Raw genomic sequence first — 15,258 nt, 5'->3', positions numbered from 1 at the left:
AGGCAAATCGCATGAAAAGACATACCGAACACGTCATCGTCGTTGTTGCCGTCCTGGTGCTGATCGCCATAGTGCTGGCGCTGTTTGGCTATTCCGGTCTGTACAACATCGGCGCCGACGATCATCACTGGTCGCTCACTTACAGCGCCATGCAGACGGTGCGCGACCGTTCCATCCATGTGCGTTCCGAAAACATCAAGGTGCCGAATCTTGACGATCCGCAACTGATCCTGAAAGGTGCGGGCCAGTACGCCGCGATGTGCACGAGCTGTCACTTGCAGCCGGGCGTAGAGAACTCGGAACTGCGCGAGGGCATGTATCCGCAGCCTCCGAACCTGTCGAAGATGCACGTAGATCCGCAGGACGCCTTCTGGGTCATCAAGCACGGCATCAAGATGAGCGCGATGCCGGCTTGGGGCGGCAGCCACGACGACCAAACCATTTGGAGCATGGTCGCGTTTATCGAAAAGCTGCCGGGCATGACGCCGCAGCAATACAAGGACATTGTTGCCAAGGCGCCGCCGGACGAAGACATGGACATGGATGAAGGCGATAGTCACAGCCACCATCATGGCGACACCGATGCGCGTCAAAACCAACACGACAGCGCCAGCGCGCCGGACATGTCCATGTCTGCATCGATGACCGGCATGAACATGGGGAATGCGGCATCCAACGCCGAACTGAAGCCTGGCGGCTCGCCGCAAGCCGAAGTCGCGGCACAAGCTTTCCAGGATGCGCTCGCAAACGGCGGTCGCGAGGCAGCCTTGGCGTTGTTGGCCGATGACGCACGCATCAGCGAAGACGGATCGAGCCAGAGCCGCGCCGAGTACGCCTCGCATCATTTGGGAAAGGACATTGCCTTTCTCAAGAACGCGCAAGTCAAACGGCTGTCACGCGTATCCGCCGAATCAGGCGATCGCGCACAAGTGGTCACGGAGAACGAAATCCTGGCCACGGCCAAAGGCAAGCCCGTCACGGTAGGTAGTCACGAAGCGATGCAACTGAAGCGCATCAACGGTGCATGGAAGATCATCGCGATCGACTGGCAAACGAAGTCGGAGGCGAAATAGTCATGCGATGCGCGCTGGTGTTGAAGGCGCTGCACGCGGGACTCCGTGCAGCCCCTCTCGTGGAACGAATGCATGCGGGAGCAAGCCCATGCTGGATGGCGTAATGCTGCTCTGGTTCCTGCTCACCGCGCTATCGGTGCTGTTCGTCGCCGTGGACATACGTTCCACGCCCGAGTCTCCAGTGCTGAAGTGGGGCTTCGTCTTGCTGACGGCCTATACCGGCCCGCTCGGCGCGTTTCTCTACGTGCTCGGCTGCCGCGAGCCGTTGTCGGGATTGCACGAGCAATACGTGGCCGTGCGCTGGCGACAGGTACTGGGTTCGACGATGCACTGCTGTGCAGGCGACGGCGTCGGCATCTTGGCGGGCGCGGTGTTTGCCAGCCTGATGCATTTTTCCGATGTCGTACATGTGGTTCTGGAATACCTGCTGGGCTTCGGGTTCGGCTGGACCATTTTCCAGGCGTTGTTTATGCGCGACATGATGGGCGGGTCGTACAAACGTTCCTTGGCGAAGACATTTTTTCCGGAATTGCTCTCCATGAATCTGCTGATGGCCGGCATGATTCCGACCATGATCCTGACGATGAAACACGTACCCGATGCTCACCATCCGGCCGACCCCGCCTTCTGGTTCTTGATGTCGATGTCGCTGCTGGTGGGGTTTCTCACCGCCTATCCGATCAACTGGTGGCTGGTTGCCAAGCACATGAAGCACGGCATGATGACCGTGCGTGTGCCGCAATCTGCGCTCGCGCAGGAGCATCGCGGCGGGCAGGAAAGTCCGATCCCGTCGAGTTCCGCGCATCGACACGCCGCGTCAGCAGACCAGCCTGGAATGTCGGATATGGGGAAAGTCGCACCCGCGCAGCTTGCGTGGATGACCCTGTTGTCTTTTCTCGCATTGGCCGCAGGCGCGGCTATTGCGGCGATCTGGGGCGGTGCGCCGATGGCGCTTATGTGAACTGGACATCGACGCTGAATTTCAAACGCAACTACCGCGTAACGAGGAGAACCGATCATGAGGTACATCGCAATGTCATTGAGCATCGCCGCGCTTCTTTGCGCGCCAGCACTGCTCGCTCAGCAGGAAACCCCGAGCAAGCCAATGCAGGACATGCCGATACAGAACATGCCCGGTATGAAAGGCATGATGCAATCCGGCAATGCCGAAGGTGTGGGTGTCGTGCAGGCCGTCGATGCGGATCAGGGCACCATCACGATCAAGCATCAAGCGATCGAGTCGATCCACTGGCCGGCAATGACCATGACCTTCAAAGCCGCCAAGCCGGAACTGCTGCAAGATGTAAAAGCCGGCGAGCATATCCGCTTTGGACTGCACACCGAAGGCATGAACGGCACGGTGACCTGGATCAAGCCTGACACGCAGTGAGCGTGCAGCCAGGGACGTTGCGATCAGGGACGGCGATGCAGGCGCGCCGCGCTTCGCCTGCTTCAAGGAAGAAGGAATACGCCATGACTCACCATTCCGCGGAACACCGCTCGCAGGCTATGAACGACTGCATCCTCGCTTGCCAGCAGTGCGAAGCCACGTGCCTCGAAACCATCAACTACTGCCTCGGCGAGGGCGGCGAACATGCCGACCCGCAGCACATCACGTTGATGTCGGCTTGCGCCGACATCTGTGATACCTGCGCACGAACAATGTTGCGAGGCGCCGAGGTGCATACGGTCGTTTGCAACGCCTGCGCCGAGGTGTGCCGGCAATGCGCGGCTTCGTGCGAACGCATGGGCGACGATGCCGAGGTGAAACGCTGTGCGGAAGCCTGCCGCGGCTGCGCCGAGGCTTGCGCAGCGATGTAGCGAACATGCGCTCCGCGATTCGCTGGGCGCTTCCGGCCGAATGATTGAACGGAGGACCGTCAAGACCGGGATCAAGCAGATTACCGCCGTTCCCGGTCTTGAGGCAGAAAAGCAAAGGGGGAACATCCAATGTTTGCGCGGCTGATCGACCTGTTCCTGATCATACGCAGTGTTGATCTTTAAGCAGAGGTGATCGCATGTCCATCGTCTACGGCGCAGCCAGACAGTTGCTGAAAACCGTGCCGGGACTGCGTCGGTTCGCAGATTCCCCCAGTGGCCAAGCGCTCAGGTATCGTCTCGCCCTTCACTTCGAGGATCGCCCCGGATTCACCTTTACGCAGTTCCATCGTCTTCCTGCGCAATTGGATGCGCTTGTCGGCCCTGTACTTGACTTTCTCGAAGCGCACCGACGGCCAGACCCAATTCGCATCGTGGTTATCGGATGTTCTACGGGCGCGGAACCGTTCACGGTCGCGTCAGTGCTGCTCGAGCGCCGGCCGCAACTGGCGTTCGCGATCGATGCCTATGACATCGATCCCGATGTGCTCGCGATCGCCCGTGGGGCAAGCTATTCCATCGACACGGTGCACGCCAATCCATTGGTTACGGCCGACTTCGTCCGAAGTACCTTTGAACAAGAGGGTGATCGATTGGTCGTGAGGCCGGAGATCGCTCGTCGAGTTCGCTTTGAACAGGCCGACGCGTTGAGTCCGGATTTCCGGCTAAGAGTTTCGACGGCCGACATCGTCATGGCGCAGAATGTGATGTGCAATCTGCGCCGGCCCCTTGCAAGGCGCCTGTTCGACAACATTGCGGCCTTGTTGAAGCAACGTTCGGCATTGTTCATCGATGGCATGGATCTGGACATGAGAGAACGGTGCACACGCATCTGCGGCCTCGTTCCACTCGCGTACGAGCTGCAGCGCATTCACGACGAAGCACGATTGGTGCGCGGTGAACGCTATCCGCACTTTGCGACAGGCCTGGAGCCGTTTTCGCAACGGCACCGGAACCATGAGCGGCGTTACTCAACCATCTTCCTGCGCGATTCCTGACGTCGGGTAAACCAAGATCAGGACTAGTTGCATGTTGCTGCATCTCTTCTTGATTCCCAGCAGAGCACCGCCGCTGGCCTCCGTTAATGGAGAGTAACAGTCAATGATGTTGGCCGAAGCCATGCCCGGTTAGGTGCAACACTATGAATGTCAGCACGAGCATTGCGATCACGCCGAGAAAAAGCTTCGGACCCAAAGGCATTCCGGACACGAATGGCTGGCTTGCTATTGCTCGCTGCGGCTGTGTGCGCCGACCATGGGTAGTCAGTCCCCACGGCTTGTACACCGCCAGCGCCAGAATCGTGAGCAGCACGGCGATCGCAATAGCCGGCGCGCGTACCAGTTCGATTTTCAAAGGATCGAGCATGGCGCCCGTCAACAGGGGTGCATTCGTTCCAGCAGCTTCCTTCGCCGCCACGCCGACGACTTTGAATTGGTGCATCAGCAGCGCCGCTGTCGCCACGATCGCCAGTCCGAACTTGGCCGTAATCCAGTAATAGCGAAACAGTCCCCAGGCCGAGCCAAGCGCCTGAAGCAGTCCAGTGGCAAGCGCACCGAAGCTCAAGGGACTCACCACGAACCGGCTGATCTGGTCCATCGCGACATAATTGCCGCGCATGACTTCTGGCTCCCGGCTGGTCAATGCGGCAATGCTCAGAGCCAGGAATGCGGCGACGGCGCCCAGCCAGCCGACCGTGCAGGCGATATGCGTGGTGAGAAGGAATTTGCGGATTTTCGGAGTCATCGAGGTACGCGCTTGGCAGTTTTATTGGGTTTTTCTTCTAATCTGCGCGACTCAAGGGCACCCGCGAGCGCATATGCCCGAAGCACGGCCGAATGTCGGTAGAGCAGGTCTGTGCCTTGGATCAGGAATTGAGCGATGGCCTCCAGTTGCCGCGTATCGAACTTTTCCAGCACGTTCGCGAGTTCCTGATGCAAGGGATGGAACACGGCATGTAGTTCGCGTATGCGCGAGGTCTGCGGCGACAAGATCTGTCGTCGTCCGTCTTTGGCGTCTGCCTCCCGCCGCACGAACTTCGCTTGTTCCAGACGGTTGATCACGCCTGTAATGGCGCCGCTGGTGATCCCGGTGAGCGCGACCAGTTCGCTGCCCGACATCGGCCCGTGCTCCCGCAGCAGATCGAAGACTTTGTGATCCGTCGGGCCAAGGCCCAGGCGTTCCGCCAAGGCCTGATGGAACAACACGGCCGCTGTGCTGTTGCGGTGCATCTGCCGCGTCACGATCTCGTGGATGAGTTCATCCTTGTGTTTGGCTGACATGTAAAGGCTCTGCTAATAGCTTAGTTGATAAGCTACTGTGTGAATATGACATTGTCAAAGAGGACGGAATTCCCGTTTGACTCTGGACCATAGTCCATGGTTTAGACTGGCCGCATGAACATCCAACCGAGAATACATCTGACCATCGGCGCGGTCGCGCGCAACGCGGGCGTCCCGATCGATACCATCCGCTATTACGAGCGCGAAGGCTTGTTGCCTGCCCCGCGCCGCCGCGACTCCGGATATCGCGATTACGACCGCAGCACCATCGATCGCCTGAAGTTCATCCGCCGCGCCAAGGCGCTGGGTTTCACACTGGATGACATCCGCGAACTGCTGGCGCTGTCGGCCGATCACGAGAAAGGCGTGCGCAACGTCAAGCAGCGTGCGGAAGTACGGCTGGCGAAGCTGGAGCTGCGCATCCAGGAATTGCAACGCATGCGGCGGGGCCTGAAACACCTCATCGAGCGATGTCCGGGGCGCGGCGATCCCGATGCCTGCCCGATTCTGCACGCCTTGACCCAGGACCTGTCCGATGAGTGAGCAATTGCCCGCGCACGAACATCACCACGAGCATGAACCTTCGGTACAAACCGAGGGCTGCTGTGGACACTGCGAGGCGGAACCGGCGGCGAATCGGGTTGCCGATCCGGTCTGCGGAATGCAAGTCGATTCCGCATCGACGGAGCATCACGCCGAACACCAAGGTCAGGCATACCATTTTTGCTCGGCGCGTTGTCGTGAGAAGTTCGTCACCGAACCCGGGCGCTACCTGGAACTTGCGTCCGCCGCGCAACCGCGCAGCCACGATGAGGGCGTGGTCTACATCTGCCCGATGCATCCGGAAATCCGGCAGATCGGTCCCGGTGTGTGCCCCATCTGCGGCATGGCGCTGGAGCCGTTGATGCCAGCCTCCGAAGAAGACGACAGCGAGCTGCGCAGGGTGCGGCGAAAATTCTGGATTGCCGTCGTGCTGGCGATTCCGCTGTTTGCGGTGGCGATGGTGCCGCATGTATTCGGCGCGCAATTCGCTGGAACAGCGGCCCATGTGCTGCGTTGGGCCGAACTGATCCTGGCCGCGCCTTTGGTGTTGTGGCTGGGCCTGGACTACTACCGGCGCGGCTGGATGGGTGTGCGCAATCGCTCACCCAACATGTACACGCTGATCGGCCTGGGCGTGCTGGTCGCGTTCGTTTACAGCCTGGTCGCGACCTTCGTGCCGCAGATTTTTCCACCGCGCACCCGCGATGCGCGCGGCATGATCGGCGTGTACTTCGAACCAGCCGGCGTGATCGTGGCGCTGGTACTGCTCGGCGAATGGCTGGAAGTGCGTGCGCGCGGCAAGACTTCGGCGGCGATCCGGCGGCTGCTCGATCTTGCGCCACGGCAAGCGCGGCGCATCGAGGCCGATGGCGAGGAACGCGACGTGCCGATCGAACAGGTACACGTCGGCGACGTGCTGCGCATCCGCCCCGGCGAAAAGATTCCGGTGGACGGTGCAGTGCTGGAAGGGTCGAGCAGCGTGGACGAATCCATGCTGAGCGGCGAACCGATGCCCGTCGGCAAGCGCCCGGGTGACCGATTGACCGCCGGCACCGTGAATGCCAACGGCTCTTTGACGATGCGCGCCGACAAGATCGGCAACGAAACCGTGCTGGCGCAGATCGTGGCGCTGGTGGCGCAGGCGCAGCGTTCGCGCGCGCCGCTGCAGCGGCTGGCCGATCGGGTCTCGCGCGTGTTCGTACCGGCGGTGATCGTGATCGCGATCCTGACCGGCATCACCTGGTTCCTGATCGGGCCGGAACCGCGCATCGCGTACGCGATCGTGAACGCGGTGGCGGTGCTGATCATCGCCTGTCCCTGTGCGCTGGGTCTGGCCACGCCGATCTCGATCATGGTCGCCAGTGGCCGCGGTGCCGAAAGCGGCGTGTTGTTCCGCGATGCCGCGGCGATCGAAGCACTGGCGCAGGTGGACACGCTGGTGCTGGACAAGACCGGCACGCTGACCCAAGGCAAGCCGAGCCTGAGTGACGTGGTCACCCTCAGCGACATGGCCGATGATGAAGCGCTGACTCTCGCGGCCAGCCTGGAAGCGATGAGCGAGCATCCGCTCGCACGCGCGATCGTGGCCGGTGCCCGCGAGCGCGGCCTGACATTGCTCCCAGTCACCGACTTCAACGCCATCACGGGACAAGGCGTGCGCGGCAAGGTGAGCAATCGCGAGGTTGCGCTCGGCAACGCAGCGTTGATGGAGTCATTGCACGTCACGCTGCCGAAAGACGAACGTCTCGACGCCTTGCGCGTTTCGGCGAAGACGACCATGTACCTGGCCGTTGACGGCCAAGTTGCCGGTGCGCTGGCGGTCGAAGACGCGATCAAGCCGGAAGCGCGCAAACTGCTCGATGCGTTGCGCGCCCAAGGCTTGCGAATCGTGATGTTGACAGGCGACGCCGAACCGACCGCGCGATCAGTGGCCGATGCGTTGGGGATCGAGGAATACGCGGCTGCGCAGACGCCGCAAGACAAGGCGAAGCGGATCGAGGATTTGCGCAACGGAGACGCCAAGGTTGCGATGGCCGGCGATGGCATCAACGATGCGCCGGCGCTGGCGGCGGCCGATGTGGGCATCGCGATGGGCGACGGCACCGACGTCGCGATGGAAAGCGCGCAGGTGACCTTGTTGAAAGGCGAGCTCGGCGGACTCCTGCGCGCCCGCAATCTGTCCGCACAGACGGTGCGCAACATCCACCAGAACCTGGGCTTCGCCTTCGCCTACAACACGCTCGGCATCCCGATTGCGGCGGGCGTGTTGTACCCGGTGTTCGGCTGGCTGCTGAGCCCGATCATCGCGGCGCTGGCAATGAGCCTGTCCTCGGTTTCGGTCATCGGCAACGCCTTGCGTTTGCGCAAGGCGCGGCTATGAAGCTAGGGACTCACACGTACCACTACGCTGCCGAGTAGGCGCACGTGCTCTTTCATTGAGCGCTCGACTGCGGCAGCGATTGCTTCGCCCTCGCGCACCGACAACGCGGGATCCACTTGAACCTCGATGTCGCTGTGTACGCGATGACCAACCCAGCGCGCACGCGCGTCGCGCACCGATATCACACCTGGCACATGGGTCGGTGCGTGTTCGATTTGAGCGAGGATTCCCGGTTCGATTCCATCAATAAGCCGCAGCCACACTGAGAGTGCAGCATCCTTGACGATAAACAGGATCGCGATAGTGATCAGCAAGCCGACGATCGGGTCCAGGATTGCTAAGCCAAAGGCCGTGCCGATCACGCCGATCAATACGGCGAGACTGGTGAAGCCATCGACGCGCGCATGCTGACCATCCGCAATCAGCGCCGCCGAACCGATGTCGCGGCCGACGCGGATACGGAACACTGCCACCGCTTCATTGCCGATAAAACCGACAACCGCCGCCGCCGCGACCCAGCCCAAATGCGTCATGGGATGCGGATGGATGAGTTTCAATACCGATTCATAACCGGCCACGCAGGCAGAGAAGAAGATCACCAGCACGATAATGACGCCGGCCACATCTTCGGTTTTGCCATAGCCGTAGGTGAAACGCTTGCTGGCGCCGCGCTGGGTCAGAGCGAACGCGATCCACAGCGGAACGCTGGTGGTGGCGTCGCCGAAGTTGTGGATCGTGTCGGCGAGCAGCGCGACCGATCCACTGAACAACACGATCGCCAGTTGCACGATCGCTGTAGCTCCCAGTCCCACCAGTGAAATCTTGAGCGCGCGGATGCCCCGTTCGTCGGACTCCATGCTCGCGTCCACGCGCTCGGCAATGTCATGGGTGTGGCCGTACAAGCTGCGCACCCAGCCCAGAACCCCCCCACCCTGATCGTGACTGTGGTGATGATCGTATTCGGGCGAGTGATCATGGCCGGAAACATCTTCGTCCCCAGCATGGCTGTGGGAATGGCGAGAATTCATTTCAGATAAGTCCTGAGCACAGCAATCAAATCTTCCGCGGCCCGCATCTGGTCTGGTGTGGCCTTGCGGTGCTCGTCGAGCACGTGCTCGCGGATATGGCCTTCCATGACTTGGCCGAGCAAGCCATCGATCGCACCCCGGCAGGCCGCAATTGTGTGCAGGATGTCCGCCGGCTCGCGCTCCTCGATCAGAGCCCTTTCGATGCCGTTTAATTGTCCACGTAACCTGCGGACGCGATTTAGAAGCTTGGCTTTGTCGCGGATGGTGTGTGTCACACAAATACTATACCCTGATAAGGTATATCGCAGCCAACTGGATGGTCATTGAAAAAGTGCTGTAAAGTAAAGGCGTGAAACGGCTTTTTCGCCCGAACCAACGAACCCGCGTGCGGCTGACGCTGCTGGCGGTGCTTGCGCTGCTGTTCCAGCAGGTGGCGTTCGCGTCTTACCTGTGTGGCGCTTCGGAATTGCCTACGAGTGATGTCGCAATGAATGCACATTGCGCCGGCATGCCGATGACCCAGCAGAAGCAGGCGCCGGCGTTGTGCGCGCAGCATTGCGCGCAGCAAACCGCTTCGACGCAGGATGCGCGCTTGCCCAATGTGCCGCCGTTGTCGCTGCCGGCGCTGCTACCCGCCCAGCCGCTCGTGCAAGCATTGCCGGTCTTCACCGCCCAGTACGGGCAGAATGCTGCGTGGCGACGATCCGGCATTCCGCCCACGCTGCGCTTCCGAGTCCTGCTGATCTAGACCTCCGCGTGTTCCTCCGCGGCTGCATTCGCAGCCGTGGCCGATCGTTTGCGGAGGTCTTATGCGTTTTTCCATGCTTCGGCGGCGCTGGCGCGCGCCGCGTTTCCTGATTGCCTTGGTATTGGCGTTGATCGCACAGCGGTTATGTGCGGCCAGTGATGATTCGGCGCTGACGCTCGATGCGGCGACACGAATCGCAGCGTCACAGGCGCCACAAGTGCAGGCGCAATTGCTGCGCGCACAAGCGGCGCAAGACGATGCCGTGCGGGCAAGACAACTGCCCGATCCGAAGCTGATCGCGGGGATCGACAATCTCACCGCGACCGGTCCGCAGGCGTTCGACGCTTCGGCCGATTTCATGACCATGCGCAAGGTCGGCCTGATGCAGGAGATCCCTGCGCATGCCAAGCGCGAGGCCATGGGCGATGTCGCGCAAGCCGATGTGCAACTTGCCAACGCCAACAGCGTGGTCATGCGGCTCGATGCGAAACGCGCCGCCGCGAACGCCTGGGTGATGCTGTGGGCCGCGCAGCGCGAACGCACATTGCTGGACGAGTTGCGCGAGCAATCCGCGCTGGCGGTGAAAGCGACGAAAGCGAATCTCGCCGGTGGTATCGGCAATGCGACCGATGCGCTGTCCGCGAAAGCTGCCGCCGTGGAACTCGAAAACAAGATTGACGCGGCGGATGCCGACATCACCGCCGCGCGCGCGGCGCTGCAACGCTGGATCGGTGATCGCGCCAACGATGCGCTGGCCGAACCACCGGATTTTTCCGATCTACGCGCCTCTCCCGCACAATTGCACGCTGATGTGGACCGGCAGGCGCCGCTGCTGGACTGGAGTGCGCGCGAAGATCAGGCGCAGGCCAGACTCGATCTCGCCAAGGCCGGAAAGCATCCGGACTGGAGCGTAAGCCTGATGTACGGCGAGCGCATCCATCGCACCGATATGATGAGCCTGGAAGTCGGTGTCAGCCTGCCGATCTTTCCCGGCAACCGGCAGGATCGCGACATCAGCGCGCGCTACGCCGAACGCGATGCCGTGCGGGCCGAGCACGAGGATGCTCGCCGCGCGCAGCGTGAAGCGGTCGCCGCGGCCATCGCCAAATGGCAAGGCGACGACAAGCAGGTGCGGCGTTATCGCGACGAGTTGCTGCCGCTGGCGGCCGATCGCGCGCGTACAGCGCTGGCGCTGTACCGCGGCGGTGGCTCGCTACAACCTTGGCTGGAAGCGCGCCGCGACGAGATCGATACGCGCATCGCTTATGCGAACGCACTTGCCGCCTGGGGCAAAGCCTGGGCGGCACTTGCCTACCTGATTCCCGATTCCGGTTCGACTGCGGAGACGCCGTGATGAGACGCATTCTTTTCTTTGTCGGGGCGGCGGTCGCCTTGGTCGTGGCCGGCATCATCGGCTACTTCATCGCGCGGCAGTCCATGCCAGCCGCATCGGGCAGTGCAACCGCATCTTCGCAATCTTCGGGCAAGAAGATTCTCTATTGGTACGACCCGATGGTGCCGGAGCAGCATTTCAATCATCCGGGCACTTCGCCGATGGGCATGCAGATGGTGCCCAAGTACGTCGAGCAGAACGGCAGCGCAGGTCGGAACGTGGTGCGTATCGATCCGGCCGTCGAGCAGAACCTCGGCGTGCGCAGCGAAGTGGTGAAAACCGGAACGCTCCCCGACACGCTGCACGTGCCCGGCACCATCGCGTGGGATCAGCGCCTCGCCGTCACCGTCAGCGCACGCACGGATGTCACCATCGAAAAGCTGTACGTACGTGCGCCGTACGCGACGGTCAAGGAAGGCCAGCCGCTCGCGGAAATCCTAGCGCCGCAATGGAGCGCGGCGGCGGCGGAATATTTCGCGTTGGGCAACGCGAAGTCGGCCGATGCTCGCGCACTGCGCGGTGCTGCGCGTGCGCGCCTGCATGCATTGGGCATGGATGACGCAACGATTCGCGGACCGCGCGCGGGCAGCGGGACAATCACCTTGCGTGCGCCGATGGATGGCGTGGTGAGTGCACTCGATGCCACGGAAGGCCAGCAGATCAGCGCCGGTGCGCCGATCATGCAGTTGAACGGACTCGATACCGTGTGGGTGGATGCCGCCATCCCGCAGGCGATGAGCGGTGGCGTCCGCGCCGGCACTCCGATCATGGCGACAGTCAGTGCGCTGCCCGGTGAAACCTTCCAAGGCCAGGTAGAAGAACTGCTGCCCGAAGTGGACCCCTCCACCCGCACCCAGCGCGCACGCATCGTGCTGCAGAACCCGAAACGCGATCTGGCGCCGGGCATGTTCGCAAATCTGCGCATCAAGGGTACGGCGCATGCCGCGCATCCGCTGGTACCGGACGAAGCGATCATCGCCGACGGCACCGCGACGCGTGTCATTGAGCGATTGCCGGATGGCAGCTTCAAACCGGTGCGGGTGAAGACCGGGCGCTCGTCAGACGGCCTGACCGAAATCCTTGCCGGCCTGCGCGGCGGCGAACGCATCGTCACCTCGGGACAGTTCCTGATTGATTCGGAAGCGAGCTTGTCCGGCGCGCTGGAGCGGTTGAACACCGGCCCAAAGCCGACGCCCGCTGCAAGCAATGGAGGCATGTCCGGCATGAACATGCCCGCTGCCCCGCCTTCAAGCAACTCGAAGATGAACGCGATGCCTGGCATGCCGATGCCCGCATCGTCGGCTTCGAGCGGTCACGGAGCGCACCCATGATCGCTCGTCTGATCCGCTGGTCCATTGCCAATGGCGGCATGGTGCTGCTTGCCGCGCTGGCGCTCGCCATTGCCGGTGTCATCGCGCTGCTGCGCACACCGCTCGACGCGCTGCCCGACCTGTCGGACACGGAAGTCATCGTGCACACGTCCTGGCCGGGTCAGGCGCCGCAACTAGTCGAGGATCAGGTCACCTATCCGCTGGAGACCACGATGCTGTCGGTGCCGGGCGCCACGGCGGTGCGTGGCTTCTCGTTCTTCGGCGACTCCTACGTCTACATCCTGTTCGAGGACGGCACCGACCCCTACTGGGCGCGCTCTCGCGTGCTCGAATATCTGAGCCAGGCGCGCGACAAGCTGCCGGCCGGTATCAGCCCGGCGCTCGGTCCCGATGCCACGGGCGCCGGCTGGATCTACGAATACGCACTCGTTGATCGCACTGGCCGCCATGATCTGGGCCAGTTGACCGCGCTGCAGGACTGGTTCATGCGCTACCGGTTGAAGACCGTACCGAACGTGGCCGAAGTTGCGACGGTGGGTGGCATGGTGCAGGCGTGGCAGGTCGTTATTGATCCGCTGGCGCTGGCCACGCGCGGATTGACCGTGCCGCAGGTCGAGAACGCGATCAAGCAGGCCAACGGCGCCAGCGGCGGTTCGGTGATCGAACAGGGCGAAGCCGATCTGATGGTGTCCAGCGAAGGCTATCTGCAATCGCACGAGGACTTCGCGCGCATTCCGGTCGCCACCAACAAGGATGGCACGCCGGTGCTGCTGGATGAGGTAGCGACGATCCGTCGCGGACCGACCGTGCGCCAAGGCATCGCCGAACTCGACGGCCAGGGCGAGGTGGTCGGCGGGATCGTGATCATGCGTTACAACAAGAACGCGCTCACCACCATCAACGCGGTCAAGGCGCGGCTCGCGAAGTTGCAGAAGAGCTTGCCGCCGGGCGTGCAGATCGTACCAACCTACGACCGCTCGAAGCTGATCCATTCCGCGGTCGGCAATCTCGGCGAAAAACTGCTGGAGGAATTCATCATCGTCGCGCTGGTCTGCGCGCTGTTCCTGGGGCACCTGCGTTCCTCGCTGGTCGCGGTGTTCACGCTGCCGCTGGGCGTGCTGGCCGCCTTCATCGTGATGGATTGGCAAGGCGTCTCGGCCAACATCATGTCGCTGGGCGGCATCGCGATCGCGATCGGTGCGATGGTCGATGCGGCGGTGGTGATGATCGAGAACACCCACAAGCATCTGGAGGCGTGGCATCTCGCGCCTGAGGATCGTGGTGAACCCACCGCGCGCGAACGCTGGGAGTTGATCGCGGAAGCGGTCGCCGAAGTCGGCCCGGCGCTGTTCTTCAGCCTGCTGGTGATCACGCTCTCCTTTGTACCGGTGTTCGCCTTGCAGGCGCAGGAAGGCCGGTTGTTTAAGCCGCTCGCCTTCACCAAGACCTATTCGATGGCGGCGGCGGCCGGATTGTCCGTCACGCTGATTCCGGTGCTGATCGGATATCTGGTGCGCGGGCGCATCCGCCCCGAGCACGCCAATCCGCTTAATCGCGCATTGACCGAACTCTACCGGCCGTTGATCGCATGGGTGCTGCGTGCGCCGCGCACGGTGCTGATCGTCGCGGCGATCGTGCTGGTCTCTGCGTTGCTGCCGATATCGCGGCTCGGCTCGCAGTTCATGCCGCCGTTGAACGAGGGCACGCTGCTGTACATGCCGACCGCGTTGCCGGGGATATCCGCCGGCAAGGCTGCGCAGTTGTTGCAGCAAACCGATCGCATGTTGAAGACGGTGCCGGAAGTCGCGCACGTGTTCGGCCAAGCCGGCCGCGCGCAGACCGCCACCGACAACGCGCCACTGGAGATGTTCGATACCACGATCACTTTCAAGCCGCAGGATCAGTGGCGTCCCGGTATGACCATGGACAAGCTAAAAGCGGAACTCGATCGCGCGGTGAAGGTGCCGGGCCTCACCAACCTGTTCGTGTATCCGATCCGTACCCGCACCGAAATGCTGTCCACCGGCATCAAGACGCCGATCGGCATCAAGGTGCTGGGGCCCGACATCAACGAGCTGCAACGCATCGCCCGGCAGATCGAGAACGTGGCGCGCACGGTGCCTGGCGTCAGTTCCGTCATCGCCGAACGCAGCGCCGGCGGGCGCTACGTGCAAGTAAAAGTCCACCGCGATGCCGCTGCGCGCTACGGCTTGACCCAGCAGGACGTGCAATCGCTGATCAGCACCGTCGTAGGTGGCGAGCCGATCGGCCAGACCGTGCAGGGTCTGGAGCGCTTTCCGATCGTGCTGCGTTATCCGCGCTCGGAGCGTGATTCGCTGGCGAGCCTGCGCGCGCTGCCGATCGTGGCGGCCAACGGCGCACAACTCACCTTGGGCCAGGTCGCCGATCTCGTCGTGACCAACGGCCCGCCGATGCTGAAGAGCGAAGACAGCGTGCCGACCACCTATGTCTATGTGGACACGCCGAGCGGCGATCTCGGCGGTCTGGTGACATCGCTGAAACAGGCGATCGCGCAGCAGGTGAAGTTGCCGCCCGGCTACACGCTGGGGTGGGCCGGGCAATTCGAGTATCTGCAGCACGCGAA

At 62.4% G+C, this 15,258-nt stretch carries 15 protein-coding genes; 11 read left to right on the top strand and 4 right to left on the bottom strand.

Features of this window, described 5'->3' with window-relative positions; all coding sequences use genetic code 11:
* Positions 1-11 precede the first annotated feature (11 nt).
* From V7M64_RS18395 to V7M64_RS18375, 5 genes are all read left to right on the top strand, one after another.
* Positions 12-1,073 (top strand): cytochrome c, encoded by a 1,062-nt coding sequence (locus V7M64_RS18395; RefSeq protein ID WP_333681153.1) that lies wholly within the window; start codon positions 12-14, stop codon positions 1,071-1,073.
* 88 nt (positions 1,074-1,161) lie between these two features.
* On the top strand, positions 1,162-2,034 hold the full coding sequence (locus V7M64_RS18390; protein ID WP_333681151.1) for a DUF4396 domain-containing protein: 873 nt from the start codon (positions 1,162-1,164) through the stop codon (positions 2,032-2,034).
* Positions 2,035-2,091: 57 nt separating this feature from the next.
* A complete protein-coding gene (locus V7M64_RS18385) occupies positions 2,092-2,463 on the top strand; it encodes a copper-binding protein (RefSeq protein ID WP_333681150.1) in 372 nt (123 codons plus the stop codon).
* Positions 2,464-2,498: 35 nt separating this feature from the next.
* Complete coding sequence (locus tag V7M64_RS18380; RefSeq protein ID WP_333681148.1) at positions 2,499-2,894, top strand: four-helix bundle copper-binding protein; 396 nt, start codon at positions 2,499-2,501, stop codon at positions 2,892-2,894.
* Between the two features lie 197 nt (positions 2,895-3,091).
* Entirely contained in the window at positions 3,092-3,949 is an 858-nt protein-coding gene (locus V7M64_RS18375; RefSeq protein ID WP_333681147.1) for a CheR family methyltransferase, read from the top strand.
* A 100-nt stretch (positions 3,950-4,049) separates the two neighbouring features.
* Here the strand turns inward: V7M64_RS18375 and V7M64_RS18370 are convergent, their stop codons facing one another.
* Both V7M64_RS18370 and V7M64_RS18365 read right to left on the bottom strand, forming a co-directional pair.
* Positions 4,050-4,694 (bottom strand): hypothetical protein, encoded by a 645-nt coding sequence (locus V7M64_RS18370; RefSeq protein ID WP_333681146.1) that lies wholly within the window; start codon positions 4,692-4,694, stop codon positions 4,050-4,052.
* Entirely contained in the window at positions 4,691-5,230 is a 540-nt protein-coding gene (locus V7M64_RS18365) for a MarR family transcriptional regulator (RefSeq protein WP_333681145.1), read from the bottom strand. Before V7M64_RS18365 ends, V7M64_RS18370 begins: the two co-directional genes overlap by 4 nt.
* 114 nt (positions 5,231-5,344) lie before the next feature.
* Here V7M64_RS18365 and V7M64_RS18360 point away from each other — a divergent pair, with 114 nt between their 5' ends.
* Positions 5,345-5,773 carry a MerR family transcriptional regulator gene (locus tag V7M64_RS18360; protein ID WP_333681143.1) on the top strand — a complete coding sequence of 143 codons (429 nt, stop codon included), beginning with the start codon at positions 5,345-5,347 and terminating at the stop codon, positions 5,771-5,773.
* The gene (locus V7M64_RS18355; RefSeq protein WP_333681142.1) at positions 5,766-8,153 is read left to right on the top strand and encodes a heavy metal translocating P-type ATPase; all 2,388 of its coding nucleotides are present in this window, start codon (positions 5,766-5,768) and stop codon (positions 8,151-8,153) included. Before V7M64_RS18360 ends, V7M64_RS18355 begins: the two co-directional genes overlap by 8 nt.
* Before the next feature lie 2 nt (positions 8,154-8,155).
* Here V7M64_RS18355 and V7M64_RS18350 read toward each other — a convergent pair whose 3' ends face one another.
* Together V7M64_RS18350 and V7M64_RS18345 are read right to left on the bottom strand one after the other, a co-directional pair.
* Positions 8,156-9,181: a cation diffusion facilitator family transporter gene (locus tag V7M64_RS18350; RefSeq protein ID WP_333681140.1), complete on the bottom strand. Its 1,026-nt coding sequence runs from the start codon at positions 9,179-9,181 to the stop codon at positions 8,156-8,158.
* Positions 9,178-9,456: a metal/formaldehyde-sensitive transcriptional repressor gene (locus tag V7M64_RS18345; protein ID WP_333681139.1), complete on the bottom strand. Its 279-nt coding sequence runs from the start codon at positions 9,454-9,456 to the stop codon at positions 9,178-9,180. The genes V7M64_RS18350 and V7M64_RS18345 overlap by 4 nt, the downstream gene beginning before the upstream one ends.
* 110 nt (positions 9,457-9,566) lie before the next feature.
* On the opposite strand from V7M64_RS18345, the gene V7M64_RS18340 reads away from it, so the two are divergent.
* The 4 genes from V7M64_RS18340 to V7M64_RS18325 all read left to right on the top strand — a co-directional run.
* Positions 9,567-9,929, top strand: coding sequence for a hypothetical protein (locus V7M64_RS18340; protein WP_333681138.1), 363 nt, complete (start codon positions 9,567-9,569; stop codon positions 9,927-9,929).
* Positions 9,930-9,990: 61 nt separating this feature from the next.
* Entirely contained in the window at positions 9,991-11,283 is a 1,293-nt protein-coding gene (locus V7M64_RS18335; RefSeq protein ID WP_333681137.1) for a TolC family protein, read from the top strand.
* Positions 11,283-12,653, top strand: coding sequence for an efflux RND transporter periplasmic adaptor subunit (locus tag V7M64_RS18330; protein ID WP_333681136.1), 1,371 nt, complete (start codon positions 11,283-11,285; stop codon positions 12,651-12,653). The genes V7M64_RS18335 and V7M64_RS18330 overlap by 1 nt, the downstream gene beginning before the upstream one ends.
* Positions 12,650-15,258: CusA/CzcA family heavy metal efflux RND transporter (locus V7M64_RS18325; protein ID WP_333681134.1), on the top strand; the 2,609-nt coding region annotated here is incomplete at its 3' end. The genes V7M64_RS18330 and V7M64_RS18325, both read left to right, overlap by 4 nt.

This window comes from Dyella sp., from assembly GCF_036746095.1.
Taxonomy (GTDB): domain Bacteria; phylum Pseudomonadota; class Gammaproteobacteria; order Xanthomonadales; family Rhodanobacteraceae; genus Dyella_B.
The sequence above is the reverse complement of the archived record's forward strand: the minus strand, read 5'-3'. Positions and strand labels throughout refer to the sequence as shown.

What these genes read in the sequence shown, in the direction of transcription:
- V7M64_RS18395 (WP_333681153.1), top strand. Translation starts at nt 12, where the DNA reads ATGAAAAGACATACCGAACACGTCATCGTCGTTGTTGCCGTCCTGGTG.
- V7M64_RS18390 (WP_333681151.1), top strand. Translation starts at nt 1,162, where the DNA reads ATGCTGGATGGCGTAATGCTGCTCTGGTTCCTGCTCACCGCGCTATCG.
- V7M64_RS18385 (WP_333681150.1), top strand. Translation starts at nt 2,092, where the DNA reads ATGAGGTACATCGCAATGTCATTGAGCATCGCCGCGCTTCTTTGCGCG.
- V7M64_RS18380 (WP_333681148.1), top strand. Translation starts at nt 2,499, where the DNA reads ATGCAGGCGCGCCGCGCTTCGCCTGCTTCAAGGAAGAAGGAATACGCC.
- V7M64_RS18375 (WP_333681147.1), top strand. Translation starts at nt 3,092, where the DNA reads ATGTCCATCGTCTACGGCGCAGCCAGACAGTTGCTGAAAACCGTGCCG.
- V7M64_RS18370 (WP_333681146.1), bottom strand. Translation starts at nt 4,694, where the DNA reads ATGACTCCGAAAATCCGCAAATTCCTTCTCACCACGCATATCGCCTGC.
- V7M64_RS18365 (WP_333681145.1), bottom strand. Translation starts at nt 5,230, where the DNA reads ATGTCAGCCAAACACAAGGATGAACTCATCCACGAGATCGTGACGCGG.
- V7M64_RS18360 (WP_333681143.1), top strand. Translation starts at nt 5,345, where the DNA reads ATGAACATCCAACCGAGAATACATCTGACCATCGGCGCGGTCGCGCGC.
- V7M64_RS18355 (WP_333681142.1), top strand. Translation starts at nt 5,766, where the DNA reads ATGAGTGAGCAATTGCCCGCGCACGAACATCACCACGAGCATGAACCT.
- V7M64_RS18350 (WP_333681140.1), bottom strand. Translation starts at nt 9,181, where the DNA reads ATGAATTCTCGCCATTCCCACAGCCATGCTGGGGACGAAGATGTTTCC.
- V7M64_RS18335 (WP_333681137.1), top strand. Translation starts at nt 9,991, where the DNA reads ATGCGTTTTTCCATGCTTCGGCGGCGCTGGCGCGCGCCGCGTTTCCTG.
- V7M64_RS18330 (WP_333681136.1), top strand. Translation starts at nt 11,283, where the DNA reads ATGAGACGCATTCTTTTCTTTGTCGGGGCGGCGGTCGCCTTGGTCGTG.